Origin of the sequence: Rhodococcus sp. NPDC060084, from assembly GCF_042730335.1 — a bacterium.
Lineage (GTDB): Bacteria > Actinomycetota > Actinomycetes > Mycobacteriales > Mycobacteriaceae > Rhodococcus.
Genome location: NZ_JBHWWX010000003.1, coordinates 107,383 through 131,287, shown reverse-complemented (window position 1 = coordinate 131,287; position 23,905 = coordinate 107,383). Strand labels below are relative to the sequence as shown.

Sequence of the window (23,905 nt, the reverse complement as noted above, 5' to 3'; positions counted from 1 at the left end):
ATGGCCGGGCGCACCGTCGCGGACCAGCTTGTGGCTCAGCTCGTCGATGCCGGCGTCCGCCGGATCTACGGCATTGTGGGCGACAGCCTCAATCCGGTCGTCGATGCGGTGCGCCGCACCGGCGGCGCCGCCCGGGGTGGCATCGACTGGATCCACGTGCGCCACGAGGAGGCGGCCGCGTTCGCGGCGTCGGCCGACGCGCAGATCACCGGTGAACTGGCTGTGTGCGCAGGTTCCTGCGGTCCGGGAAACCTCCACCTGATCAACGGGCTGTACGACGCCCACCGGTCGGGCGCCCCTGTCCTGGCGATCGCGTCCCACATCCCGTCGACGCAGATCGGAACGGCCTATTTCCAGGAGACCCACCCTGACCGGTTGTTCGTCGAATGCTCGGCCTACACCGAATTGATCGGCGCGGCCGCGCAAGCGCCGCGCGTCGTGCACAGCGCGATGGCGCATGCCCTGGCAGCCCCGGGCGTGGCGGTGGCGATCCTGCCCGGCGACATCGCCGCGCTGCCTGTGGCTGGTACGGCACCGCGCCTCGTCCGCACGGGCGCACCCACGCTCGTTCCCGATCCCGCCGACGTCCATGCGCTCGCCGAGGCCGTCAACGCAGCGGACAAGATCGCGATCTTTGCCGGCGAAGGGGTGCGGGGAGCGCGCGAGGAGTTGCTCGCGCTTGCCGATACGGTCGCGGCGCCGATCGGGCACAGCCTGCGCGGTAAGGAATGGATTCAGTACGAGAACCCGTTCGACGTGGGAATGACCGGCCTGCTCGGATACGGCGCCGCACACGACGGTATGCACGGTGCGGATCTGCTGCTGCTCATCGGCACCGATTTCCCGTACGACCAGTTCCTTCCCGATGTCCGGACCGCCCAGATCGACGTCGATGCCGCGAGGCTGGGCCGCCGCACCGAGCTTTCCCTCGCGGTGCACGGGGACGCGGCCGCAACCTTGCGTGCCCTGCAACCCCTGCTCCAGCGCAAGACCGACCGGGGATTTCTGGAACACACCCTCCAGCGGCATCGCGACCTGATGGAGAAGGTCGTCGGGGCGTACACGACACCGGTGGGCCAGCGAAAGCCCATCCATCCCGAGTATGCGGCCTCGATCCTCGACGACGTCGCAGCGGACGACGCGGTGTTCACAGCGGACACCGGGATGTGCAACGTGTGGTCCGCCCGGTACCTGAACCCGAACGGCCGACGGCGATTTCTGGCGTCGGCCCTGCACGGTTCGATGGCCAACGCATTGCCGCACGCGATCGGCGCACAGATCGCCGCACCCGGACGGCAGGTCGTGTCCGTGAGCGGCGACGGCGGACTGGCGATGCTGCTCGGGGAACTGATCACGGTGGCGATGCACCGGCTTCCCATCAAGATCGTCTTGTTCGACAATTCGACCCTCGGGATGGTCAAACTCGAAATGCTGGTCGACGGTCTCGCGGACTTCGGGGTCGACGTCCCGGCGGTGGACTATGCGAAGGTGGCCGACGCGCTGGGGTTCTTCACCCGCCGCGTGGAAGATCCGGGCGACGTGGAGCACGCGCTGCGGGATGCGTTCGCCCAGCCGGGACCGGCGCTGATCGATGTGGTCACCGACCCACGAGCGTTGTCGCTCCCGCCGACGATCACCGGAGAACAGGTCAAGGGCTTCGCCCTGGCCATGTCGAAAGTCGTCATGAACGGGGGAGTGGGCGAAGCCGTGCAGATGGCGAAGTCGAACCTTCGCAACGTGCCGAGGCCGTCGCAGTTCGGCTCCTGACCGGGGCGTCCCGTGGCGTCCGAGAGGCGCGGGTGGGGGTCCCGCGTTGTCGCGCAACCACAGGTAGTGGCAGCATTGACCGGTGACCTCCACCGCGCGAACAGCAGAACCGACACACGAGACGACCGTGCCCAGCGCGGCTGACATCGATGCGGCTGCCGAGCGAATTTCCGCGGTCGTCGCCCCGACCCCCCTCGAACCGAACCCCCGGCTGTCCGCGCTGACCGGCGCCCACGTCTACCTCAAACGCGAGGACCTCACGCGGGTGCGGTCGTTCAAGTTGCGCGGCGCCTACAACGCAATGGCTCAACTCGACGCCAGCGAGCGTGCGGCCGGGGTGGTCACCGCGAGCGCCGGCAACCATGCGCAGGGTGTGGCATACGCCTGCCGCGCGATGGGAATCACCGGCCGTATCTACGTTCCGACGCGCACCCCGAAGCAGAAGCGCGACCGTATCCGCGCGCACGGTGGTGATTTCGTCGAGCTCATCGGTGTCGGCGACACCTTCGACGCGGCGGCCGCCGCGGCCGTCGCAGACGTCGCGCGGACCGGCGCCACGATGATCCCGCCGTTCGACGACGCGCGTACCGCCGCCGGCCAGGGCACCATCGCCCGGGAGATCCTGGAACAGTTGCACGGAGACCTCGACGTGCTGATCGTGCCGGTCGGCGGAGGCGGACTCATCGCCGGACTCGCGGCGTACCTGCGCGAACGATCGCCGCACACATCCATCGTCGGTGTCGAGCCTGCCGGTGCGGCGTCGATGACCGCTGCGCTGGTCGCGGGTGGTCCGGTGACGTTGCCGGAGGTCGAACCGTTCGTGGACGGCGCCGCGGTCAAACGGATCGGTGATCTTCCGTACGCCGTGGTCTCCCGTCTCGGCGCGGAGGTCGTCACCCACTCGAACCTTCCGCTCGTGGCCGCGCTGCGCCGGGAGGGTCTCGGCAGCGGGCCGTTCGGGTTGGCGCAGGTCGACGAGGGAGCAATCTGCACCGCCATGCTCGAGCTGTACCAGAACGAAGGCGTCATCGCGGAGCCTGCCGGCGCGCTGGCAGTGACCGCGCTCGAGTCACTCGCGGTGCAGCCGGGAGCCAATGTCGTGTGCCTGGTGTCCGGTGGCAACAACGACGTCTCGCGCTACGGCGAGATCATCGAGAGGTCGCTCGTGCACCGTGGTCTCAAGCACTACTTCCTGGTGGATTTCCCGCAGGAGCCCGGATCGTTGCGCAGGTTCCTCGACGAGGTGCTCGGCCCCGACGACGACATCACTCTGTTCGAGTACGTCAAGCGCAACAACCGTGAGACGGGTGCGGCGCTGGTCGGCATCGAACTCGGTGCGGCAGAGAATCTTTCGTCGCTTCTTCATCGGATGGACGCGTCGCCTGTCGAGGCGCAGCGGCTCGAGCCCGGGTCGCCGGCCTACCGTTATCTGACGTAGGCCGGCGTCCCCGCCGACGGAGATTTCTCGTCAGACGAGCGGTTCCGATCGGGTCGCGCCGGTACGGGATTCGAGAATCACGAAGGAATGTCCCGGCACGAGCACTGCGGATTCGGTGCGATTGACGGTCGGTTCGTCCCACCACAGGATGGGGCGCCCTCCGACCGGTACCGTCACCGGATCCGGTCCGAGATTGCACACCACTCGTAATGCCCCACGGTACAAGGTGATCCAGCGTTCCTCTTCGTCGTAGGTGACGTGGAGATGCTCGAGCCACGGATCGCTGACTTCTGCCCGCGCGCGGCGCAGCGCGATCAGCTCCCGGTAACAGTCCAGCAGTCGTGCGTGCTCGGGTGCGGTGCGCTCGTCCCAGTTCAGTTTCGAGACCTCGAAGGTGGCCGGATCCTGCGGATTGGGAACGTCCTCGGTGTTCCACCCGTGTTCACCGAACTCCCGGCGGCGGCCCTCCACGACCGCCGCGGCGAGTTCCGGTTCGGGATGCGAGGTGAAGTAGCGGAACGGTGTACCGGCACCCCATTCTTCGCCCATGAACAGCATCGGCGTATATGGCGAGGTGAGGACGAGAGCAGCCCGAACGGCAAGCTGCCCGGCGTCGAGATAGGCACCGGGCCGGTCGCCGAGCGCCCGGTTGCCGATCTGGTCGTGGGTGCACGTGTAGGCGACCAGTGAACTCGCGGGCGTGCGGCGGATATCGAGGGGCCGACCGTGTATCCGCCCGCGGAACGTCGAATACGTTCCGGCATGGAAGAACCCGTGTCCCAGTGTCTGCGCCAGGCATTCGAGAGACCCGAAATCGCCGTAGTAGCCCTGACGTTCCCCCGACACGGCGGTGTGGATCGCATGGTGGATGTCGTCGGCCCACTGTGCTTGCAACCCGTACCCACCACCGGAGCGCGGGGTGATCATGCGGGGATCGTTGAGGTCGCTCTCGGCGATGAGGCTCAGGGGGCGTCCGAGATGCGTGGAGAGACGGAATGTTTCGACTGCCAGTTCCTCGAGTAGATGGGTCGCGGTGTGGTCGAGGAGGGCGTGAACCGCGTCGAGCCGGAGCGCGTCGATGTGGAAGTCCCGGAACCAGCGGAGCGCGTTGTCGAGGATGTACCGGCGGACCTCGCCGGAGTCCGTGCCGTCCAGATTGATGCTGTCGCCCCAGATGCCCGGGGCGGGCGCCACATACGGGCCGAACCTGCCGAGATAGTTGCCCGACGGGCCGAGGTGGTTGTAGACCACGTCCAGTGCCACCGCGATACCTCGCGCGTGCGCAGCGTCGACGAAACGTTGCAGTGCGGCGGGGCCGCCGTAGGGCTCGTGCACCGCGTACCACAACACACCGTCGTAGCCCCATCCATGGGGACCGTTGAAGGCGTTGACCGGCATGAGTTCGACGAAGCCGACGCCGAGATCGGCGAGTTCGTCGAGCCGGTCGATCGCCGCGTCGAGCGTGCCCTCCTCGGTGAACGTGCCGATGTGAAGTTCGTAGAGGACGCTGCCCGGGAGTTGCCGGCCGGTCCACAACCGGTCGGTCCACCCGTCGGGGTCGACGGCATGGAGTTGTGACAGTCCGTGTACCCCGTCGGGTTGCCTCGGAGAGCGGGGGTCCGGGAGCACCGTGTCGGTGTCGCCGTCGAGGACGAAGCCGTATCGGGCGTCGGGGGGGACGTCGACTTCGGCACGCCACCACCCTCGCCTGTCACGTTCCATGGGATGAAGAGCCTCGTGGGCGTACAACTGCACTGATGATGGGATCGGGGCCCAGACCTCGAAGGTATGCACCACACCAGCATGCCGTGTGTTCGCCTGCGGTGCAGCGGCTCACCTACGCCGGGGACCGATTTCGGCGCGTCGGTGCTGCACCCGGTGCTGCTAGGGTGATCTCGATGTCCGAGCCCGTCCGAAGAACCTACAGCTCGCCGCTCAGGGAAGAAGCGGCGCGCCGGACCAGGGCCGCGATCCGTGGGGCAGCGGCGCGCCTCTTCGTTCGCGACGGATACGTGAGCACCACGGTGCGGCATATCGCCGAAGAGGCAGGTGTCGCGGTGCGGACCGTCTTCACGGCCTATCCCGGTGGAAAGGCAGATCTGTTTCGCGAAGCCCTCGACGAAGCCGTCGCAGGTCCCGGCGACACGTCGGCAACTCAGGGGCGTCCCACGGTGCGGCGACCCGGTGACCGTCCGATGACCGAGGCCGACCTGATCGTCGAGCGGGTCGTCGACTACGGCGCCGAGATGCTCGAACGTGCCGGCGGGCTCCTCATGACTTCCGTCGAGTCGTCGGGCGCCGACCCCGATATGCGCCGGTTCGCGGAAGAAGACGCACGTGCGACCGCCGACAACGCGCGCACCATCGCGGAAGGCCTGTACGAGGGCGGCTGGCTGCGTCCCGACATCACCGCCGAGCACGCCGCCGACGTGCTGTACACGCTCATCTCGCCGCAGGTGCACTCGCTGTTACGCCGTGATTGTGGGTGGGACATCGCGCATTACCGCTCGTGGCTCGCGTCGACGCTCCGTGCGACACTTCTCCGCTGACCGGATCTACCGGCCACCGTCGGCGTCGAGGTAGAGCCAGTCGCCGTTCTCCCGCACGAACCGGCTGTGCTCGTGCATCGAGTCGGACACTCCTGCGTGCGTCCAGTGGGCGCGGAACTCGACGGTGCCTTCCGCGTGGAGGAAACCCCCGCCGGTAGTGTGCAGGATTTCCAGACCGGTCCAGTGTTGTTCGGGATCCAGGTCGAGGCGTGCGGGCCGGGTGGACGGGTGCCAGGTGCGACGGAGATAGTCGACATCGCCGAGGACGAACGCGGTGTACCGCGACCGCATCAGTTGTTCGGCGGTCGGTGCGCTGCGCCCGGCGAGAAATACTCCGCAGCATTCGCCCAGGGGGATACCGCGCCCGCACGGGCACGCGGTGTCGGCGGAATGCACAGAATTCTGACGGCGTCGGACCATCGCGCCATTGTCCCACTGCCGCAGATCCCTCACCGAGGGGCGTGTGGTGGTGCAGAATGCCGACCATGCACGCTCAGCGATACGTCGGGGTGGTCGGACCGGGTGAGGCCACGCCCGAGCAGCGACGGATCGCCCGCACGCTGGGCGGTCTGCTCGCGGGGCGCCGCGCGATCGTGGTGACCGGGGGATTGGGCGGGGTCATGGCCGCGGCGTCCCGGGGAGCGATCGAGGCGGGCGGCACCACCGTCGGATTCCTCCCCGGTGACGATCGTGCCGACGGCAATCCGTATCTGACGGTGGCGATCCCCACCGGACTGGGCGAGATGCGTAACGCGCTTCTCGTCCGCAGTTGTGACGCTCTCGTGGTCGTCGGCGGCAGTTGGGGGACGATGAGTGAAATCGCGCTCGCGGTGCGAACGGGTGTGCCTGTCTTCTCCGTCGGCGGATGGAAGATGCCCGCTGGTGGCGTGCTCGACGTCGAATCTCCGGCCGAGGCGGTGGAGTGCGTGCACGCGCTGCTGTGGCGCCAAGAACCCCGGTAAGGCGCGCAACACCGGCCATCCGATGGGATGGCCGGTGCTGCAACGGATGCCGAGAGGAGACGGCGCCGTGTTTCCTGGTCCGGTACGGACGTCTACGAGTTCGCGAGTTCGTAACGCCGGCGGTACTCGCTCTTGGACGTCTCGCTGATGTCGACGTCCGTGGCCCGGGCGCGCAGAGCACCGACCGTCGCCTGCTCACGAGGGATGTGGGCGAACGGGTCCCAATCGAAGAACCGCGCGGCGTTACCGAAGGTGATCTTGTCGATCTCCTCGTCGGTGCACTCGGAGGCGACCAGTTCCTCCATGAGCATCTCGGGGGAGTTCGGCCACGTCGAATCCGAGTGCGGGTAGTCGCACTCCCACGCGATGGTGTCGATGCCCAAGTGGTTGCGGTTGTTCAGGCCGCTCGGCTCGGTGATGTAGCACGCCAGGAAGTTCTTGCGCCACACGTCCGTCGGGGTCATACCCGTGGGCAGGAAGCTCACTCCCGTCCACGACTGGTTGACGATGTGCCGCTCGAGACGGTCGAGCCACGGAGCCACCCAGCCCACGCCGCCCTCGCTCATGGCGAATTTGAGGTCCGGGAACTTCCGGAAGACCCCGCTGAGCATGACGTCGTTCGCGGCGATCGTGGAGATGAGCGGCGTCAGCACCATCATGTCGTCGATGTTGAAGCCTTCGGGCCGCTTGACCAGGCTGAAGCCGCCACCGATGTGCAGGCTGAGCACGATGTTGTGGTCGACGCAGGCCTTGAAGATCGGGTCCCAGTAGCCGGACTTGAAGTCCGGGTAACCTTCGCCGACACCGTAGGGAGTTTCGGGGATGCTGATCGAGCGGCAGCCCATGGCGGCGAGTCGCGCGATCTCCTTGACGGATTCGTCGACGTCGAAGAACGGGATGATCCCGAGCGGAATGAATCGTCCCGGGTGGGCGTTGGGGACCTCGCCGACCACCCAGTCGTTGAACGCCTTACAGGCGGCGAGGGACAGCTTCTTGTCGGGAAGGCTTGCCAGGTGGGTGCCGGCGAAGCCGGGGAAGGTGGCGAACAGCGTTGCGGCGAGGGTGCCGTTGGCATCCATGTCACGCACGCGCATGTCCATGTCGTAGACGCCGGGACGCATTTCGGCGTATCCGGTGGGGTCCATGCCCCATTCGCTCTTGGGCCAGGAGACGACGGCGTTGAGGCCGGAGCTTCCCACGACCTTGTCCTGGAACAGCCAGGCCTGCACGTTGGGATTGCGCGGATGGGCGGTCAGGCGCGGTGCCTGGTCCATCAGGCTCTTGGGGAAATACTTTTCGAAGATGTCAGCTGGCTCCACGACGTGGTCGTCGATGCTGATCATCACCATGTCATCAATGTTCATTTGGGTCCGTTCCTCTCCTGTCCTGCGCGGTGAGCGCTCGCAGCGATCCCGGTCACACAAGAGAATATCGCTTCCATGCACGAGAATCAGGTTCAACACTACTGAAAATGGTGCTTCTTGGGAATCCTCGGCCGCCGGAGGTCGGGTTGGCCGTCGTTCCGGTAGGGGAGGTGGGGCCGAGGGAATGTCCGGCGCCCGCTCACCGCGCTGTCCCGTGCCGATAGGTTCCCCTTCGATGAATTCGCTGAAATGCCAGTTCAGCGACAGTTTTTCGGGGCCGAAGACGCTAGGATCGGCCTCATGGTCCGGCACCGTCGACGAGGGATGTTCCGCGGTGCGGCAAGGAGGTCGTGTGGCAGACGAGGACACCCAGCGAGAGGCAGCCGGTTCCGGGGGTCAGGGAGGACGTAGTGGTGGCGCAGAGCGGAGAGTTCCCCCTGCCGGTCGAGGACAGCGATCCGGCGACGGAGGCCGAGCGGTGGGCCGACCGGACAGCGGAGCAGAGGTGGGAAACGGCTCGGACGGCGCGGGACCCGGATCGGTGGCGGACGCAGAACGTCCGGCCGAACCCGCTTGCGGTGCGTTGCTGAGAACGCCTCGGCGACCGAGAAGGTCTGTGGTCTCGACGGTGACGACCGGCCTGACGCCGCGGATCTCGTCTCCCTCGGCGAGCGCCTGACCGGCCTCCGCGTGCAGTGGCGTGAGCTGCACGACCTGGAAGCTCGACTCCGCAGCGAATTACACGCCTCGGGCATCGAGCCGGAGGTTGTGCCGAAGCGGGCGGTGCGTGACATCGCAACGGCCCGACCTTCCTGGAGGGAGCACCCCGTCACCGCCCGTCAAGTGCAGATCCTCGAACGGCTCGAAGCCGAGACGGATGCGACGTTTCCGGCTGGGTCGACCAGCACCCGTGGCCAGGCCTACGACCTGATCGCCTCGTTGCTGGCCGGCAACATCCCGCAGGCGCAGATCAGGGACCGGCTCGCAGGACCCCTGTTCATGTTCGGCCCCGACGTCGCCGAAGAACGCCCCGATCTGGTCGATGCGACCTCGGACATTCCGCGTGCGCGTCTGGCTGCCGAGCTGCGCGGGAACATCATCCCGAATCTGCCTGCACTCGAGGCGCCGGATACCTCCGCATTGTTCACCGATGCCGGTGGATACTGTGCGTTGCGCTTGATCGACCATGTGGAGTCCGAGCTCCGCTACTTCCCGGTCCTCGGATGGGACTACACGCTCGACGGCGGTGCCTCGTTCACACAATGCGGCCACAATGCTCGCGTAGCGACCGGCGCGATACTCGAGGCACGCGACAAGCCGGTCCCGGACTGGATCGAGCGCGTCTACCGCCCCTACGCCCAGGCTGATCCCACCTCATGACCGGGGTTACCGATTAGGTCCGGAACGACGAATCGCAACGCGATCGCGGAAGTGGTTGAAGAAGAGGGGCTTTCACCAATCGCAGGCACGGGCACGGCAGTGCTTGCGCGAACCGGATTGCACTGCGCCGCAGTAGGATTCCTCCGGTAGATTCACTATCCCTTCGTGAAGAATGACGTTCTGCAATGAGAGAACATTAGTATTACGCCCACGTATCCGCAAGGATTTCCGGGGAATTACTTTCCGAGTCGCCGAATTGCTTGGTGCCGTTGACAAATGGCCGATGCTCCGTGACAGTGGGCGTGCACCGGGCGGCTTTGCTCCTCGAATCCGGTGAGATGTCATCTGTTCTGTCGGGCGCGCAGCGCTCGAATCGAGTTCTGTCGATCCGTTGCACTGCGCATGGGTGGATGTGTGCGCGTGTGGTTCGGCTCGCCCCTTGTTCCGCACGTCGAGAGGTCCCCATGTTCCGACCCCACCGCTTCCTACCCGCGATCGCGGCGGCCTGCGCCGCTGCCCTTCTGCTGACCTCCTGTGGCGGCGCCGAATCCGGCAACGTCGCCTCCGCGGCAGGCGCCGATGCCGGCGACCCCGTGGCGGGCGGCACCCTCCGCACCATCCAGATGGGCGAGCCGCGCAGCCTGGATCCGGCCGCACTCTCCAATACCTGGGCGCACCAGCCCGTGCTCGGCAACGCGCTCTACGGAACGCTGATGATCAACAATCTCGACACCCTCGACATCGAGTACAAGATGGCGACCGACTTCGCCACCACGGACGGGGGAGCGACCTTCGACCTCGTCCTGCGCCCCGGGCTGACGTTCACGGACGGCACACCGCTCGACGCGGCTGCGGTCAAGTTCAACTGGGACCGGCTGCGCGACCCCGCGCTCGGATCGACCGCGATCCGGCAGGCCGCACAGGTGGCGTCTTCGGAGGTCGTCGATCCGACCACACTGAGGGTTGCTTTGGCGGCACCCAATCCGCATTTTCCGCAGGGCATGCTCACTACCTCGATGAACTGGATCGCCTCGCCGGCCGCATTGCAGAAGGGCGCGGCGGAGTTCGACCGTGAGCCTGTGGGCGCCGGGCCGTTCTCCTTGGAGAACTGGGTGCGGGGTGACTCGATCGATCTGGTGAAGAACCCGGACTTCTGGGACGCACCCAAGCCGTACCTCGACAAGCTCACCGTCCGCACCGTGGCCGACAACTCCCAGCGGTTCAACATGATCTCCACCGGCGGCGCCGATCTGTCTCTCGAAGCGAGCTGGGGAACTCTGGCCAAGGCGGACGCAGCGGGTATCCCCGCCGAGGTCGTACCCGCAGGTGGCGGTCAGATCATGATCATGAACTCGGCGCGCGCGCCCTTCGACGATGTGCGGGCCCGCCGGGCGGTATCCCTGGCGGCAGACCTCGACGCCCTCAACAGCGTCGTCTTCAACGGCGAGGGTGAGATCCCCGAGACCCTGTTCCCCGAGGGCTCCCCGTACTTCGCCGACATCCCGCTCGCGACGAGCGACAAGGAGACCGCGCAGCAACTGTTCGACGAACTGGCAGCAGAAGGCAAGCCGGTTTCGTTCACCTTCATGTCCTACCCCACGCAGGAAACGAAGGCGGCCGCCGAGTCGCTGCAGGCGCAACTCGGTGCGTTCGACAACGTCGAGGTCAAGGTCGAGGTGGTGGACTACGCCGCGGCGACGGCCCGCGCCGGCTCGCGCGACTTCGACATGGTGATCTCCTCTGCGATCACTCAGGATCCGGACTACGCGCTGTGGACCGCATTCCACGGTGACTCTCCCGGAAACTTCTCGGGTCTCGACGACCCGGAACTCAACGACGCCTTGGATGCCGGCCGCGTCGCCGAAGGGGCGGACGAGCGCAAGGCAGCGTACGAGACAGCACAGAAGCGGCTCGTCGACCTGGTGCCCGGTATCTGGTACACCAAGGCCGCGCCCGCGGTGGTCTACAGCGAGAACGTCCACGGCGTCCGGATGTTCACCCTCGGCTCACCGATGCCCGAAGAAATGTGGATGACGAACTGATCCGGTTCGTCACGGGAAAGGTGAAGCGATGGAACTGTCTTCGGCGCGGCATGCATTCGTCACCGGCGGGGCCAGCGGGATCGGGCTCGGAATCGTCGACGCGCTGACGCAGCACGGGATCTCCGTGACGATCGCCGATATCGATCGGCAGGCTGTCGAGGCGGTGACGGCCGAGCGGGGGCCCGAGATCTGCGGAGTCGGTCTGGATGTTCGCGATCGCGATTCCTGGGCGCAGGCGAAGGCCGACGCCGAATCGGTGTTCGGACCGGTGGACATTCTCGTCAACAACGCCGGGATCGGGTTCAACGGCCGCGACGTGGTGGATACGGACGCGGACGTTTTCGACCTGCTCGTTGCGATCGATCTGGCGGGAGTGTTCCACGGCGTCACCGCATTCGGTGCACAGATGCGGGATGCGGGGCACGGGCACATCGTCAACACGGCGTCGGTCATGGGGCTCACGGCGGGTGCTCCGGGCCGCGGTGCCTACAGCGCGGTGAAGAGTGCCGTCGTCTCCCTGTCGGAGGCGCTCCGTGCCGAGATGGCGTCACACGGCGTGGGCGTGTCCGTGCTGTGCCCGGGACTCGTGAGGTCGAACCTCGATGCGAACACCACCCGGTTGGGAGGGCATGTGGAGGATGCTTCACACATCAAAGGCGCGGGAGATGTAGGGATGACACCGGCCGCGGCAGGGGCCTGCGTAGTGCGGGGGATCGCCGAGGATCTGCCCTACATCGTCACGCACCCGGAATATCTCGGGTACATCGAGAAGCGAATGGACGCCATCAGAGCCGCGGTGGAGGCAGTGGCCGCGGTGGAGATCGGGAGCGGAGCAGGGCCGGTGGCCTGACCTGGCCGGCCGGTGCGCTGCTGAGTGGGAACAGTTCGAAAGACAAGTATTCTTGACATGAAATGACAAGCAGGCTTTACTTCTGGCATGCCGGAGACACCGAGAGGCAACAAGGTCCGCGAGCTGCGCAAGCAGGCGCGCCTCACGCAGGCCGAACTCGGTACGGCAGTCGGGGTAAGCCGTCAGAGCATCGTCTCGACCGAGAAGGGTGATTACGCACCGAGTGTCTACCTCGCTCTGCGACTCGCTCGCACCCTCGGTACCACTGTCGAAGAACTGTTCCCACTCAACCCGGAGGGGCTCCCATGACCGCGTTTCTCAAGGCTGCTCGTGTCGTCGCCGACCTCGACGACGACTTCTACCACGACGAACGGCAACGCGATGTCTGGAACGAGGCCTCCGCGGTGGGGTTCCAGCTGTTCCAGTGGTGTGCCCTTGTGGTCGGGGCCGTCCTGCCGTGGGTCGCGGGCCGGGCCGGTGCCCACATCGCGATCGGTGTTCTGGCCACGTGGTTCGTCCTCTCGATGGTGACCATCGCCTATGCCCGCGCTCGAGATGTCGACGTCTACGCCACCGCGAAAACGCTACGTCCGCGAACCGTTTTCGCGGTCGTGCTCTACCTGGCCGGTGTCGCCGGCATCTACGTGGAACTCGCGAACCCCGTCGGCTACGACAGCGCGACCTGGGCAGGTATGGCCGTGGGGGCGTTCGTCGGCGCCGGTGCGGTGGCGGCTGTTCTGGTGTGGGTCCGCCGCCGCGACCGGCGCCGCGAAGCCGAGGAAGCAGCGCGGGACGAAACCGAGGTGTGAGCACGGAGCCCGCAAGTTTCGGTTAGTTTTTGCCCGCTGTGCGGGCATTTAACCACCAAGGTCAACAGACATCATCTCAGTCGCGCACCAGCGCCGCCACCGGCAGCGCTGCGAAAAGATCTGCGGGCCGGACGGTTCCGGAGAATTGCCGTCCCGAGAGCGCATCTGTCCAGGATCCGGGCGGGAGGTGGAACACCGTGTCGCCCCAGCCCGTCGCAGCGAGAGCCGCGGTATGCCGCATCGACAAGGCGAGCACATCGACGTCGTCGGCCGTCGGGCCACGGCCGAATGCCAGGACGTGCTCGGCTCCGGGCCCCGCCGCGAACAACGGGACGTACGCGCCGTCCACGAAACTCTCCGACTTCTCCCGGCGCAGCCGCAGCGCACTCTTCACGACCGTGAACTTCGCGGGCACCGAACCGGATTCGCCGAGCAAGCCCTTGCGGATCGCGAAATCGACCGGACGCCGGTTGTCTGGGTCGACGAGGGAGTCGTCCCACAGTTCCGTCCCCTGGTAGACATCGGGAACGCCCGGCCCGAGAAGCTGCAGGAGCTTCTGCCCGAGGGATGCCGCGGCGACATGCTGCTCGAGTTCGGCGACCAGTCCGGTGAGAGCCACACCGACGGGTCCGCCGCACACGGCATCGAGCCAGTCCGTGACGGCGCCCTCGAACTCCGCGTCGACCTCTGTCCACGTGGAGCGGGTGCCGTTCTCGCGCAGCGCTTTCGTGGCGTAATTGTGGAGCCGCTCGCGCAGTTCCCCGGTGACAACACCGTCGGCCGGCCACACCCCGAACAGTGTCTGCCAGAGGAACAGCCCGATGGCGGCGTCGGGCGGCGGCGCGATCGCATTCCATTCGCCGAGCCGCTGTGACCACAGGTCGGAGACCTGGGACAGCACTCCGATACGAGCGCGCACGTCCTCGCTGCGTTTGGTGTCATGTGTCGACAACGTCGTCATCGCGCGGGGAAGACGACGTGCACGTTGGGTCCAGGAAAGGTGGAATTCGGCTGCGCCGAGGGAGAAGCGGCCCGGCTGCCCGCCGACTTCCTGCAGGGACACGAGCCGGGCAGCCCGGTAGAACAGGCAGTCCTCCACCGCTTTCGCGGTTGCCGCGCCACAGACCTGGCCGAAGCGTGCGGCTGCTTCGCCTCCGGTCGCGAGCGCCGTTGTGAGCATCCGGAGGGCGGGCTCGAGGTCCGGCTTCTCCCGGGCGACCTCGCCGACGATGCGGGGGAGCATCGTGGCGAGCGGAGCATAGTCGGCGCGGTAGACGGGCACCCGCGCCGCGACCGTGGTCACCGCATCGCGCAGGACTGCGTCCGAGAGTTCCTGTGCGGAGCCGGCCGCGCCGTATCCGGCGGTGTCCTTCCGGATCGCGCGGACGAGCCGGGCCACCTCCGGAGCAAGTCCGGACCGCAGCACCGAGCACTTGAGGTCGCGTTCCTGGGAATGCAACCACGCGGCGTCCCCGTCGGAGCCGGTGTAGGTCCGGGACACCGCGGTGAGCGCCTTGTCGCCGCGGGGGTCGACGAACACCGCGGCGAGTTCGTCGAGTGCGTCGTACCCCGTGGTGCCGTCGACCGGCAACGTCATGTCGAGGGGCTCACCCTCGGCGAGGATCTTTTCGATCACCAGCCAGCGCTGCGGTCCGATCAAGGAGCGCAGGCGCTCGAGGTACGCCGACGGATCGGCGAGACCGTCGGGATGGTCGACCCGCAGGCCGTCGACGAGGTCGTCGTCGATCCACGACGCGACCTGGGCGTGCACCGCGTCGAACACCCGCGGGTCCTCGACCCGCACTGCGGCCAGATCGTCCACGGTGAAAAAGCGCCGGTATCCGATCAACCCCGAATCCCAGGGCACCAGCCGGTACGCCTGGCGTGCGTGGATTTCGGCCGGGGTTCCGTCGTCGGTTCCCGGTGCGATCGGGAATCGCTTGTCGTAGTAGGCGAGCACGGGTTCGTCACCCGTGCGATCCACCGTCAGTTCCTGCACCGCGTCGGCGGAACCCAGCACCGGAAGGGCGATCCGGCCGTCGGCACCGTTGTCCTCCGACCAGTCGATGTCGAAGAACGACGCGTACGCCGAGTCGCGGCCGCGCCGCAGCACGTCCCACCACCAGGCGTTCTGGCGCAGGTCGCCTACGCCCACATGGTTGGGGACGATGTCGACGATCACGCCCATTCCGCGCGAGCGCACCTCTCGTACGAGGTGTTCGAAACCCGCACGCCCCCCGAGTGCCGGCGACACCGTGGACGGATCGACGACGTCGTATCCGTGATTCGATCCGGTGGTGGCAGTGAGCAGGGGAGACAGGTACACGTGCGAGATCCCGAGGCCGTCGAGGTAGTCGACGACGGAGACGGCGTCGGCGAAGGTGAACGCGTCACCTCGCATCTGCAGCCGGTAGGTGGACAGCAACGGGAGTGAGGTCATGCGGTCCTCCGCAGCACCACCATCGAACGTGCTTCGACCAGGATCGGCTTTCCTGCGGTGACGCTGAACTCCCGCACGCCGTCCGCGACATCGGTATCGATTGCCACGGACCATTCGTCCGCGTGCGCGCCGTCGGGAGTCACGAACTCGATCGGTTCGTGGTGGGCGTTGAAGCACAACAGGAACGAAGTGTCGACGACGCGTTGCCCGCGCTGGTCCGGTTCGGGGATGCCCTCTCCGTTGAGGAACACCGCGAGCGACTTGCCGAAACCGCTGTCCCAGTGCTCTGGGGTCATCTCTTCCCCGGAGGGAGTGAGCCACGCGATGTCGCGGGACTGGTCGCCGCTGCGGATCGGCCGGCCCTCGAAGAAGCGACGACGCCGGAACACCGGATGCTCGGTTCGCAGCGCGATGACATTGCGGGTGAACGCCACCAGATCGGCATTGGCCTCCGCGAGAGACCAATCCATCCACGACAATTCGTTGTCCTGGCAGTACACGTTGTTGTTGCCGCGCTGGCTGCGCCCCATCTCGTCGCCGTGCGCGAGCATCGGGGTGCCCTGCGACAGCACCAGCGTGGCGAGGATGTTGCGCTGCTGTCGCGCCCGCAGAGTCAGGACCTCGGGATCGTCGGTCGGACCTTCGACGCCGCAGTTCCACGACCGATTGTGCGACTCGCCGTCCCGGTTGTCCTCACCGTTGGCGTCGTTGTGCTTGTCGTTGTAGGACACCAGATCCGCGAGTGTGAAGCCGTCGTGCGCGGTCACGAAGTTGATGGACGCGCCGGGACGCCGGCCGGTGTCCTCGTACAGGTCGGACGAGCCGGTCAGGCGGGAGGCGAATTCCCCGAGGGTCGACGGCTCGCTGCGCCAGTAATCGCGCACCGTGTCGCGGTACTTGCCGTTCCACTCGGTCCACAGGCTGGGGAAGTTGCCCACCTGGTAACCGCCTTCGCCGATGTCCCACGGCTCGGCGATGAGCTTTACCTGCGAGACCACCGGATCCTGTTGTACCAGATCGAAGAACGCCGACAGCCGGTCCACATCGTGCAGTTCGCGGGCGAGCGTGGATGCGAGGTCGAACCGGAAACCGTCGACGTGCATCTCCGTGACCCAGTACCGCAACGAATCCATGATCAGCTGGAGAGTGTGGGGATGCCGGGCGTTGAGGCTGTTGCCGGTCCCGGTGTAGTCCATGTAATGGGTCTTGTCGTCGTCCACGAGACGGTAGTACGCGGCATTGTCGATTCCCCGGAAGCTGATGGTCGGCCCGAGGTGGTTGCCCTCGGCGGTGTGGTTGTACACGACATCGAGGATCACCTCGATTCCCGCTTCGTGGAACGCGCGGACCATAGCCTTGAACTCGGCAACCGCCTCGCTCGGCTTCGACGACGACGAGTACTCCGTGTGCGGGGCGAAGAACCCGAAGGTGTTGTAGCCCCAGTAGTTGCGCAGACCCTGGTCCAGGAGCACCTGGTCGTGCATGAACTGGTGCACGGGCATCAGTTCGATCGCGGTGACCCCGAGGTCGAGCAGGTGGTCGATGACGGCGGGATGGGCGAGACCCGCGTAGGTGCCGCGCAGGTATTCGGGGACGTCGGGATGCGTGGCCGTCATCCCCTTGACGTGTGCCTCGTAGATCACCGTCTCGTTGTAGGGGCGCCGGGGATGCCGGTCGTTCGCCCAGTCGAAGAACGGGTTGATCACCACCGTCGTCATGGTGTGGCCGAGGGAGTCGAGCTGGGGGAAGTCGGCGTCCGGCGCGCCCGATTCCGCGCTCTCGTCGCTGTCGGACTCTGCGTCCGTGTCCGAGGGCAGCGCGTACGAGAACAACGACGCGTCCCCGTCGAAGTCACCGTCGAAGGCCTTGCCGTACGGGTCGAGCAGCAGCTTGCTCGGATCGCACCGGTGGCCGTTCTCGGGGTCGTAGGGGCCGTGGACCCGGTATCCGTACCGCTGGCCCGGCGAGACCGTGGGCAGATATGCGTGCCACACGTAGCCGTCGACCTCTTCGAGCGGAATGCGGGTCTCGGTGCCCTCACGCGAGATCAGGCACAGTTCGACTTTTTCGGCGATTTCGGAGAACAGTGCGAAGTTCGTTCCGGCGCCGTCGTACGTCGCACCGAGGGGGTAGGCACTACCGGGCCACACAGGGATCGGCTCCGGTGTTTCTTCGCTGGTATCCGTGGGGCTGGGCTGCATGACTGCACAGTAGCCGCACCCGGGCACATGAACTCGCCGGGCGTTCACCACCAGCCGGTAGCGGGACCCAGTTGCGCCTCGAGATCGGGTGTCATCGTGCGCACGTACGTCGTCGTGAGGTGGTTCTCGTCACGGTAGATCAGCACATTGCCCTCGACGACGCGGCAGACCTCGGGCCGGCACAGGGAATCCGACAGGTCGATCAAGCTCACGTTGGGGGAGAAGGCCGAGGCCTCGATCGCCGGGTCGACCGGGTCGAGGGCGTCGGCGCGCGCCACCGCACACGAGTCGGAGTTACCGCCACCTGCAAGGCAATCGGCAGCCCGGTAGCTCATGTCGTCGTGGAACAACCACGGGTTGTCGCGGATCGCGACGACGGGGATGCCGTACTCGTCGAGTGTGCGCCACAGGTCGACGTACCAGAACGGGGTGAAATCGCCGGGCCCCTCGCCTTCGTCCTTCGTCCGCGTCGATGTGGTGAACAGGTAGTCGGGAGGATCGGCCTGGAGTTCTGCCAGCACCTTCACCGACCATGTGTCGCACTCCACCGTCGGAGATTCCTCCGTGAGCTCCGCGAGCGGGTCCGAGAGCGGGCACCCCACCTTGAGATAGGTGTCGAGCCGGAAGCCGTGTTTCTTGCCGAGGGTGTCGAGTGCCGCGAGCCAGTGCTCGGAGTGGGAGCCCCCGGCGAGCACCATTCTCCGGGTCGACAACGGGTCGCCGTAGGTGCACGTCAGCGGTTCGCGGTTGGTGTGCTGGGCGATGCAGTGGTCGAGCGTCGCCGGCGGCAGATCCCGGTGTGCGACGAGCAGCGGGGGCTGGACGGGCTGCGGCTCGACGTCGACGAAGCCCTTCAGCGCAGCAGCACCGGGATACAGGTCGGGTGACAGTGCCACCACGCGCTCGAGGACATCGTCCTGACGGGCAACGTGGGTTGTCCAGCTTGCGGTCGCGGCCACGAGTGCGACACCGGCCACTGTGACGGACGCCACGAGAACCTTGCGGGTGCGGCCGGACTCGGACCGGCGGATCGGGTTCTCCAGCCATCGCGTGGTGGCCTCCGCGAGCGCGAGAGACACGGCGATCACGCCGAGGCCGCCGAGCAACCCGACCGAGGGCCTGTCCCGGAGCACCAGGTAGCCGATGAGTACCGGCCAGTGCCATAGATAGAGGGCGTAGGCGACGGCTCCGAGCCGTACCAGCGGGACGCTCGACAGCACCCGCGCGGTCGGTGTGTCGGCAACGCTGTCCCCGGCCCGGGTGTTACCGGCCACGACCAGCGCCATGGCCGCGCCGACCGGCACGAGCGCCCACGGTCCCGGGAAGAGACTGTTGCCGTCGAGGACGACACCACAGGCACACAGCACCGCCAGACCCACGACGCCCAGAACGATCCGCGCCGGACGGGGGACCCGCAGCCACGGGGCCACACAGGCGAGCACTCCGCCGAGTGTGAGCTCCCACATCCGGGCGGCGCTGTCGTAGTAGAGCCACGACTGGGGCACGTCAGCCAGGACGGCGTATGTGAGGGAGGCGACGGTGAGAATCGTGAGCAGCGCCGCGAGGGGAGCGCGGGCGGGTATCGATCTGCGTCGCAGGAACCACGTCGCGCCGAACACCACGATCAGTGCGCCGATGTAGAACTGGCCCTGGACCGAGATCGACCACAGGTGCTGCAGCGGGCTGACCATCGGGTCGGCCGCCAGGTAATCACTCGCTGTGCGCGCGAGATGCCAGTTCTGCATGAACAGCAGCGACGCACCGGTCTGCTCGGCGACGCGGAACCACTGCGTATACGGCAGCAGCGCCACAGCCGCGACGGTCGTCCCCAGCAGCACGAGCACCAGCGGCGGGAGCAGTCGCCTGCCCACCCGCCGCAACACCGGTCGCGGGTCCAGCGGGGCGTGCGACTCGGCAACCCGGAGCAGGGTGCCGACGAAGAAGAAACCGGAGAGCGCGAGGAAGACGTCGACACCGCCCGACACGCGTCCGAACCAGACGTGGAAGACCACGACGAGGGCGATCGCAAGGCCCCGCACGCCGTCGAGATCGGCGCGATACCCGAGACGGGTGCCCGGTGCCGCAGTGGCCTCCGGGGCCCGGTCCGAGGTGCGGACTGGCATACGTGTACTCCTCAGCGTCGTGGACTCGGCGGTGCCTCGGGCGGGACGCCGTGGAACACGCGAGCAGTTTTCCTGTGACCTTGGTACCCAGGAACTTGGGCAGACTACGTCCAATGCACCCGCCGATTCCAACCGCCTACAGTCGTGCCGTGGTTTCTCCCCGCATGTCCGCCGACCGGATCCGCACGCTCGACGCCGATCATCTGTGGCACCCGTACGGCGCGTTTCCGGCCTGCACGGAACCCCTGGTGGTGGACCGTGCGGCCGGTACGAGGCTGGTGCTCGCGGACGGACGCGAGCTTGTCGACGGCATGAGTTCGTGGTGGGCGGCGGTGCACGGTTACCGGCATCCGGTGCTCGACGCCGCGGTGACCGATCAGCTCGCGAAGATGAGTCACGTCATGTTCGGCGGACTCACCCACGCTCCGGCGGCGAGGCTCGCGGAGTTGCTCGTCGACATCTCGCCGGAGGGCCTGGACAAAGTGTTTCTCGCCGACTCCGGATCGGTGTCGGTCGAGGTGGCCGTGAAGATCGCGTTGCAGTATCAGCGGGCTGTCGGCCGTCCCGAGCGACATCGCCTCCTCACGTGGCGGGGTGGGTACCACGGGGACACGCTCGCCCCCATGAGCGTGTGCGACCCGGAGGGCGGCATGCACGCGATGTGGACGGACGTGCTGGCCAGGCAGGTTTTCGCGCCGGCGCCTCCCCGCGCGTTCGATCCCGGTTACGTCGCTGCCTTCGAGTCGGTCCTGACCGAGCACGCGCACGAACTCGCCGGGGTGATCGTCGAACCTGTCGTGCAGGGGGCGGGAGGTATGCGCTTCCACGACCCGGCGTACCTGCGCGAGTTGCGGCGCATGTGCGACGAACACGGATTGGTACTGATCTTCGACGAGATCGCGACCGGGTTCGGGCGGACCGGGGAGATGTTCGCCGCCGACCACGCCGGCGTCGCGCCCGACCTGATGTGTGTGGGGAAGGCGCTGACGGGCGGCTACCTGACCCTGGCGGCAGTGCTTTGCACGACGCACGTCGCAGAAACGATCAGTGCCGGGGAGGGCGGCGGTGTCATGCACGGGCCCACCTTCATGGCGAATCCACTCGCGTGCGCCGTCGCGGTCGCGTCGACCGAGCTTCTGTTGTCGCGGGACTGGCGGGCCGAGGTGGCCGATCTCACTGCCGGGCTCGTGTCCGGGCTGGCGACGGCGCGCGATCTTCCGGGAGTGACCGACGTGCGGGTGCTCGGCGGAATCGGGGTGGTCGAAACCCGGGAACCGGTCGACATGCGGGCGGCGACCGCGGCGGCGGTGGAGGCGGGCGTCTGGCTGCGGCCGTTCCGGAATCTCGTCTACACGATGCCGCCGTACGTGTGCACGCCGGAGGATGTCGCCGCGATCACCGCGGGTGTGGTCGCTGCGGCTGCCACGGTGCGGGGCTGAACACCCGGGGCTGAACACCCGGGGCTTCCGTACTTGAACACTGTTCAAGTACGGTGTGGCCATGTCCACACCCGCCGGTCTCGCCTGGCTCGACCACGCCGCGGAACGGCGACGGGTCGCCGGTCTGCACCGAGAACTCGTTCCCCGCACCGTCGCCGCACCGATCGTCGATCTCGCATCCAACGACTACCTCGGGCTCGTCCGCCATCCGGAGGTGCTGGCCGCGGCGACGGCCGCGCTACGCCGCTGGGGCGGCGGTGCCACCGGATCGCGACTGGTTACGGGCACCACCGCCGAACACGAGTTGCTCGAACGCGAACTCGCCGAGTTCACCGGCGCAGAAACCGGATTGGTGTTCTCGAGCGGATACGCCGCCAACCTCGGCGCTGTCACCGCGCTGGCGGGCAGGGACACCGTCGTCGTCTCCGACGCGGGATGCCACGCATCGCTCGTCGACGCGTGCCGGCTGTCCCGGTCGAGGATCGTCGTCACCCCGCACGGTGACGTCCGGGCGGTCGCCGGCGCCCTCGCCGCACGCACCGAACCGCGGGCGCTGGTCCTCACCGATTCGGTGTTCAGCACCGACGGCGACCTTGCCCCGCTGCGCGACCTGCACGAAGCGTGCCGCACCCACGGCGCACTCCTCCTCGTCGACGAAGCTCACGGGATCGGGGTCCGGGGAGCGGGCGGCCGCGGGCTCGTCCACGAGACTGGCCTGGCCGGGCAGCCGGACGTGATCGTCACCGCCACCCTGTCGAAATCGCTGGCCTCCCAAGGGGGTGTGGTTCTCGCGGACGCCCGGGTGCGTGAACACCTGATCGACACCGCCCGCACGTTCATCTTCGACACCGGACTCGCTCCCGCCGCGGTCGGTGCCGCGCGCGGAGCCCTGAAGGTGCTGCGCGCCGAGCCCGGACTCGCCGGCGCGGTCCTCGAGCAGGCGGCGCATCTCGCCCGGGTGACGGGTGTACTGCCGCCGCCCTCCGCGGTGGTGTCGGTGATCCTCGGCGACCCGCACGTCGCGGCACGTGCGGCCCGGCGATGCCGCGAGCGTGGCGTGCATGTGGGCTGTTTCCGCCCGCCCTCGGTGCCCGAGGGAACCTCCCGCCTGCGCCTGACCGCACGGGCGAATCTCTCCGAGCACGAACGCGCCCTGGTGGACTCGGTACTCGCCGAGGTAGTGGCCGAGGCCCGCACGTGACCACGCTGTGTATCACCGGCACATCCACCGGAGTCGGAAAAACCGTCGTGACCGCCGCGCTCGCGTCACTCGCCACGAACCGGGGACTGCGGGTCGCGGTGTGCAAGCCGGCGCAGACCGGGGTCGGCGACGGCGAACCCGGCGACCTCGCCGAGATCGTCCGGCTCACCGGAACCGATATCGAGACCGTCGAACTCGCCCGATACCCCGACCCACTCGCGCCCGACACCGCAGCCCGGCGCTCGGGACGGCCGTTGCTCGATCTCGACCGAACCGTCGGCGCGGTGCGTGCGCTCGAGGACACCGCCGACCTCGTCCTCGTCGAAGGCGCCGGCGGCGTGCTGGTCCGTCTCGGTGCCGCCGGGTTCACACTCGTCGATCTCGCCGGGGCGCTCGGCGCACCGACGGTGGTGGTCGTGGCCGCGGGCCTCGGAACCCTCAATCACAGCGCGCTGACCGTCGGGGCGCTGCGCGCGGCCGCCGTGGAATGCCGCGGACTCGTCATCGGCAGCAGTCCTGCCACACCGGATCTGGCTGAGCGCTGCAACGTCGGTGACCTGCCCGCGGTCACGGGTGTTCCACTGCTCGGTTCCGTACCCGAAGGGGCGGCCGCCCTCACGTCCGCGGAGTTCGCGCGCGCTGCGCCCCGCTGGTTGCGTGACGTTCCGGTCTAGGACGGCGAGTGCGCCACCACCCGGATACCGACTCCCGCGAACCCGGTGCGTCGCACCTCGTCGATCACGAATCCGGCCCGTTGCAGGTAGACGACGGGGTCGCGGGTGAGGTGATCTGCTCCGAACCGAATCGACACAGGTTCGAGCACGCGCATCGCCGCTGTCACCGCTCTGCTGGTGGAAGGGCCGTGCTCGGCGAGCACGACCTTGCCGCCGGGCACGAGTACACGCATCGCTTCACGCGCGGCCGACTCCGGATCGGGGATGGTGCAGAACGTGAGCGTCGACAGCACGGTGTCGACCGATGTGTCCGGGACGGAGAGCGACTGCACGTCGCCGCGGACCACGGCGCAGTGGTCGAGCCCGTATTCCTCGATGCGCCGCCGCGCCAGCCGCAACATGCCCTCGGAGAGGTCCACCCCGAGGACTTCGGTGACATCCGGCCCGTACAGGGGCAGATTGAGCCCCGTACCGACGGCGATGTCGAGCACTCGGCCACGGGCCTGCTCGACCGCCCATTGCCGGGGACGGCCGAGCAGGCGTCGCTCGACGACACCGATCTGCGAGTCGTATCGATCGGCCATGGCGTCGAAGACCTGCGCAATTCGTGCGTTGTCCGGCTGCGCCACGAGCCCTCCGTTCCGGGTGCCGGTGTGCGAGGGAAGG

The 23,905-nt window shown here is 67.4% G+C and carries 19 protein-coding genes; 12 read left to right on the top strand and 7 right to left on the bottom strand.

What is annotated here, in order from left to right:
• On the top strand, positions 1-1,767 hold the full coding sequence (locus ACFWBU_RS03100; protein WP_378527438.1) for a pyruvate dehydrogenase: 1,767 nt from the start codon (positions 1-3) through the stop codon (positions 1,765-1,767).
• A 127-nt stretch (positions 1,768-1,894) separates the two neighbouring features.
• A complete protein-coding gene (ilvA, locus tag ACFWBU_RS03095; protein ID WP_346765066.1) occupies positions 1,895-3,205 on the top strand; it encodes a threonine ammonia-lyase IlvA in 1,311 nt (436 codons plus the stop codon).
• Positions 3,206-3,235: 30 nt separating this feature from the next.
• Here ilvA and treZ read toward each other — a convergent pair whose 3' ends face one another.
• Positions 3,236-4,999 carry a malto-oligosyltrehalose trehalohydrolase gene (gene treZ / locus ACFWBU_RS03090; protein WP_378527436.1) on the bottom strand — a complete coding sequence of 588 codons (1,764 nt, stop codon included), beginning with the start codon at positions 4,997-4,999 and terminating at the stop codon, positions 3,236-3,238.
• A gap of 104 nt (positions 5,000-5,103) precedes the next feature.
• On the opposite strand from treZ, the gene ACFWBU_RS03085 reads away from it, so the two are divergent.
• A complete protein-coding gene (locus ACFWBU_RS03085) occupies positions 5,104-5,754 on the top strand; it encodes a TetR/AcrR family transcriptional regulator (protein WP_169653081.1) in 651 nt (216 codons plus the stop codon).
• A gap of 6 nt (positions 5,755-5,760) precedes the next feature.
• On the opposite strand, the gene ACFWBU_RS03080 is transcribed toward ACFWBU_RS03085, so the two are convergent.
• Positions 5,761-6,174, bottom strand: coding sequence for a YchJ family protein (locus tag ACFWBU_RS03080; protein WP_169620133.1), 414 nt, complete (start codon positions 6,172-6,174; stop codon positions 5,761-5,763).
• 56 nt (positions 6,175-6,230) lie between these two features.
• Here ACFWBU_RS03080 and ACFWBU_RS03075 point away from each other — a divergent pair, with 56 nt between their 5' ends.
• Positions 6,231-6,716 carry a TIGR00725 family protein gene (locus ACFWBU_RS03075; RefSeq protein ID WP_169620132.1) on the top strand — a complete coding sequence of 162 codons (486 nt, stop codon included), beginning with the start codon at positions 6,231-6,233 and terminating at the stop codon, positions 6,714-6,716.
• A gap of 92 nt (positions 6,717-6,808) precedes the next feature.
• Here the strand turns inward: ACFWBU_RS03075 and ACFWBU_RS03070 are convergent, their stop codons facing one another.
• Positions 6,809-8,080: an amidohydrolase family protein gene (locus ACFWBU_RS03070; RefSeq protein ID WP_169620131.1), complete on the bottom strand. Its 1,272-nt coding sequence runs from the start codon at positions 8,078-8,080 to the stop codon at positions 6,809-6,811.
• Between the two features lie 573 nt (positions 8,081-8,653).
• On the opposite strand from ACFWBU_RS03070, the gene ACFWBU_RS03065 reads away from it, so the two are divergent.
• The 5 genes from ACFWBU_RS03065 to ACFWBU_RS03045 all read left to right on the top strand — a co-directional run bounded on the left by ACFWBU_RS03065 (position 8,654) and on the right by ACFWBU_RS03045 (position 13,161).
• Complete coding sequence (locus ACFWBU_RS03065) at positions 8,654-9,460, top strand: hypothetical protein (protein WP_378527435.1); 807 nt, start codon at positions 8,654-8,656, stop codon at positions 9,458-9,460.
• A gap of 464 nt (positions 9,461-9,924) precedes the next feature.
• Positions 9,925-11,502, top strand: a complete 1,578-nt coding sequence (locus ACFWBU_RS03060) for an ABC transporter substrate-binding protein (protein ID WP_378527434.1) — start codon at positions 9,925-9,927, stop codon at positions 11,500-11,502.
• A gap of 28 nt (positions 11,503-11,530) precedes the next feature.
• Complete coding sequence (locus ACFWBU_RS03055; RefSeq protein ID WP_296550277.1) at positions 11,531-12,352, top strand: SDR family oxidoreductase; 822 nt, start codon at positions 11,531-11,533, stop codon at positions 12,350-12,352.
• An 87-nt stretch (positions 12,353-12,439) separates the two neighbouring features.
• On the top strand, positions 12,440-12,661 hold the full coding sequence (locus ACFWBU_RS03050; RefSeq protein WP_169620127.1) for a helix-turn-helix transcriptional regulator: 222 nt from the start codon (positions 12,440-12,442) through the stop codon (positions 12,659-12,661).
• The gene (locus tag ACFWBU_RS03045) at positions 12,658-13,161 is read left to right on the top strand and encodes a DUF2029 domain-containing protein (RefSeq protein WP_169620126.1); all 504 of its coding nucleotides are present in this window, start codon (positions 12,658-12,660) and stop codon (positions 13,159-13,161) included. Before ACFWBU_RS03050 ends, ACFWBU_RS03045 begins: the two co-directional genes overlap by 4 nt.
• Positions 13,162-13,237: 76 nt before the next feature.
• Here ACFWBU_RS03045 and treY read toward each other — a convergent pair whose 3' ends face one another.
• The 3 genes from treY to ACFWBU_RS03030 are packed head-to-tail and all read right to left on the bottom strand — an operon-like array spanning position 13,238 to position 19,925.
• On the bottom strand, positions 13,238-15,601 hold the full coding sequence (treY, locus tag ACFWBU_RS03040; RefSeq protein WP_378527432.1) for a malto-oligosyltrehalose synthase: 2,364 nt from the start codon (positions 15,599-15,601) through the stop codon (positions 13,238-13,240).
• Positions 15,598-17,802, bottom strand: coding sequence for a glycogen debranching protein GlgX (gene glgX / locus ACFWBU_RS03035; protein ID WP_169620124.1), 2,205 nt, complete (start codon positions 17,800-17,802; stop codon positions 15,598-15,600). The genes treY and glgX overlap by 4 nt, the downstream gene beginning before the upstream one ends.
• Before the next feature lie 44 nt (positions 17,803-17,846).
• Positions 17,847-19,925, bottom strand: a complete 2,079-nt coding sequence (locus ACFWBU_RS03030) for an SGNH hydrolase domain-containing protein (RefSeq protein WP_296550270.1) — start codon at positions 19,923-19,925, stop codon at positions 17,847-17,849.
• Between the two features lie 149 nt (positions 19,926-20,074).
• On the opposite strand from ACFWBU_RS03030, the gene ACFWBU_RS03025 reads away from it, so the two are divergent.
• From ACFWBU_RS03025 to bioD, 3 genes are all read left to right on the top strand, one after another.
• The gene (locus ACFWBU_RS03025; RefSeq protein ID WP_378527430.1) at positions 20,075-21,364 is read left to right on the top strand and encodes an adenosylmethionine--8-amino-7-oxononanoate transaminase; all 1,290 of its coding nucleotides are present in this window, start codon (positions 20,075-20,077) and stop codon (positions 21,362-21,364) included.
• 61 nt (positions 21,365-21,425) lie between these two features.
• Positions 21,426-22,565, top strand: a complete 1,140-nt coding sequence (locus tag ACFWBU_RS03020) for an 8-amino-7-oxononanoate synthase (protein WP_378527429.1) — start codon at positions 21,426-21,428, stop codon at positions 22,563-22,565.
• Positions 22,562-23,239 carry a dethiobiotin synthase gene (gene bioD / locus ACFWBU_RS03015; protein ID WP_378527428.1) on the top strand — a complete coding sequence of 226 codons (678 nt, stop codon included), beginning with the start codon at positions 22,562-22,564 and terminating at the stop codon, positions 23,237-23,239. Before ACFWBU_RS03020 ends, bioD begins: the two co-directional genes overlap by 4 nt.
• On the opposite strand, the gene ACFWBU_RS03010 is transcribed toward bioD, so the two are convergent.
• Positions 23,236-23,868 (bottom strand): class I SAM-dependent methyltransferase, encoded by a 633-nt coding sequence (locus ACFWBU_RS03010; RefSeq protein WP_169620119.1) that lies wholly within the window; start codon positions 23,866-23,868, stop codon positions 23,236-23,238. The two genes, bioD and ACFWBU_RS03010, sit on opposite strands and share 4 nt — an antisense overlap.
• Positions 23,869-23,905 lie beyond the last annotated feature (37 nt).

What these genes read in the sequence shown, in the direction of transcription:
- ACFWBU_RS03100 (WP_378527438.1), top strand. Translation starts at nt 1, where the DNA reads ATGGCCGGGCGCACCGTCGCGGACCAGCTTGTGGCTCAGCTCGTCGAT.
- ACFWBU_RS03085 (WP_169653081.1), top strand. Translation starts at nt 5,104, where the DNA reads ATGTCCGAGCCCGTCCGAAGAACCTACAGCTCGCCGCTCAGGGAAGAA.
- ACFWBU_RS03070 (WP_169620131.1), bottom strand. Translation starts at nt 8,080, where the DNA reads ATGAACATTGATGACATGGTGATGATCAGCATCGACGACCACGTCGTG.
- ACFWBU_RS03050 (WP_169620127.1), top strand. Translation starts at nt 12,440, where the DNA reads ATGCCGGAGACACCGAGAGGCAACAAGGTCCGCGAGCTGCGCAAGCAG.
- ACFWBU_RS03080 (WP_169620133.1), bottom strand. Translation starts at nt 6,174, where the DNA reads ATGGTCCGACGCCGTCAGAATTCTGTGCATTCCGCCGACACCGCGTGC.
- ACFWBU_RS03075 (WP_169620132.1), top strand. Translation starts at nt 6,231, where the DNA reads ATGCCGACCATGCACGCTCAGCGATACGTCGGGGTGGTCGGACCGGGT.
- glgX (WP_169620124.1), bottom strand. Translation starts at nt 17,802, where the DNA reads ATGCAGCCCAGCCCCACGGATACCAGCGAAGAAACACCGGAGCCGATC.
- ACFWBU_RS03045 (WP_169620126.1), top strand. Translation starts at nt 12,658, where the DNA reads ATGACCGCGTTTCTCAAGGCTGCTCGTGTCGTCGCCGACCTCGACGAC.
- ACFWBU_RS03060 (WP_378527434.1), top strand. Translation starts at nt 9,925, where the DNA reads ATGTTCCGACCCCACCGCTTCCTACCCGCGATCGCGGCGGCCTGCGCC.
- ACFWBU_RS03020 (WP_378527429.1), top strand. Translation starts at nt 21,426, where the DNA reads ATGTCCACACCCGCCGGTCTCGCCTGGCTCGACCACGCCGCGGAACGG.
- treY (WP_378527432.1), bottom strand. Translation starts at nt 15,601, where the DNA reads ATGACCTCACTCCCGTTGCTGTCCACCTACCGGCTGCAGATGCGAGGT.
- ACFWBU_RS03030 (WP_296550270.1), bottom strand. Translation starts at nt 19,925, where the DNA reads ATGCCAGTCCGCACCTCGGACCGGGCCCCGGAGGCCACTGCGGCACCG.
- ACFWBU_RS03055 (WP_296550277.1), top strand. Translation starts at nt 11,531, where the DNA reads ATGGAACTGTCTTCGGCGCGGCATGCATTCGTCACCGGCGGGGCCAGC.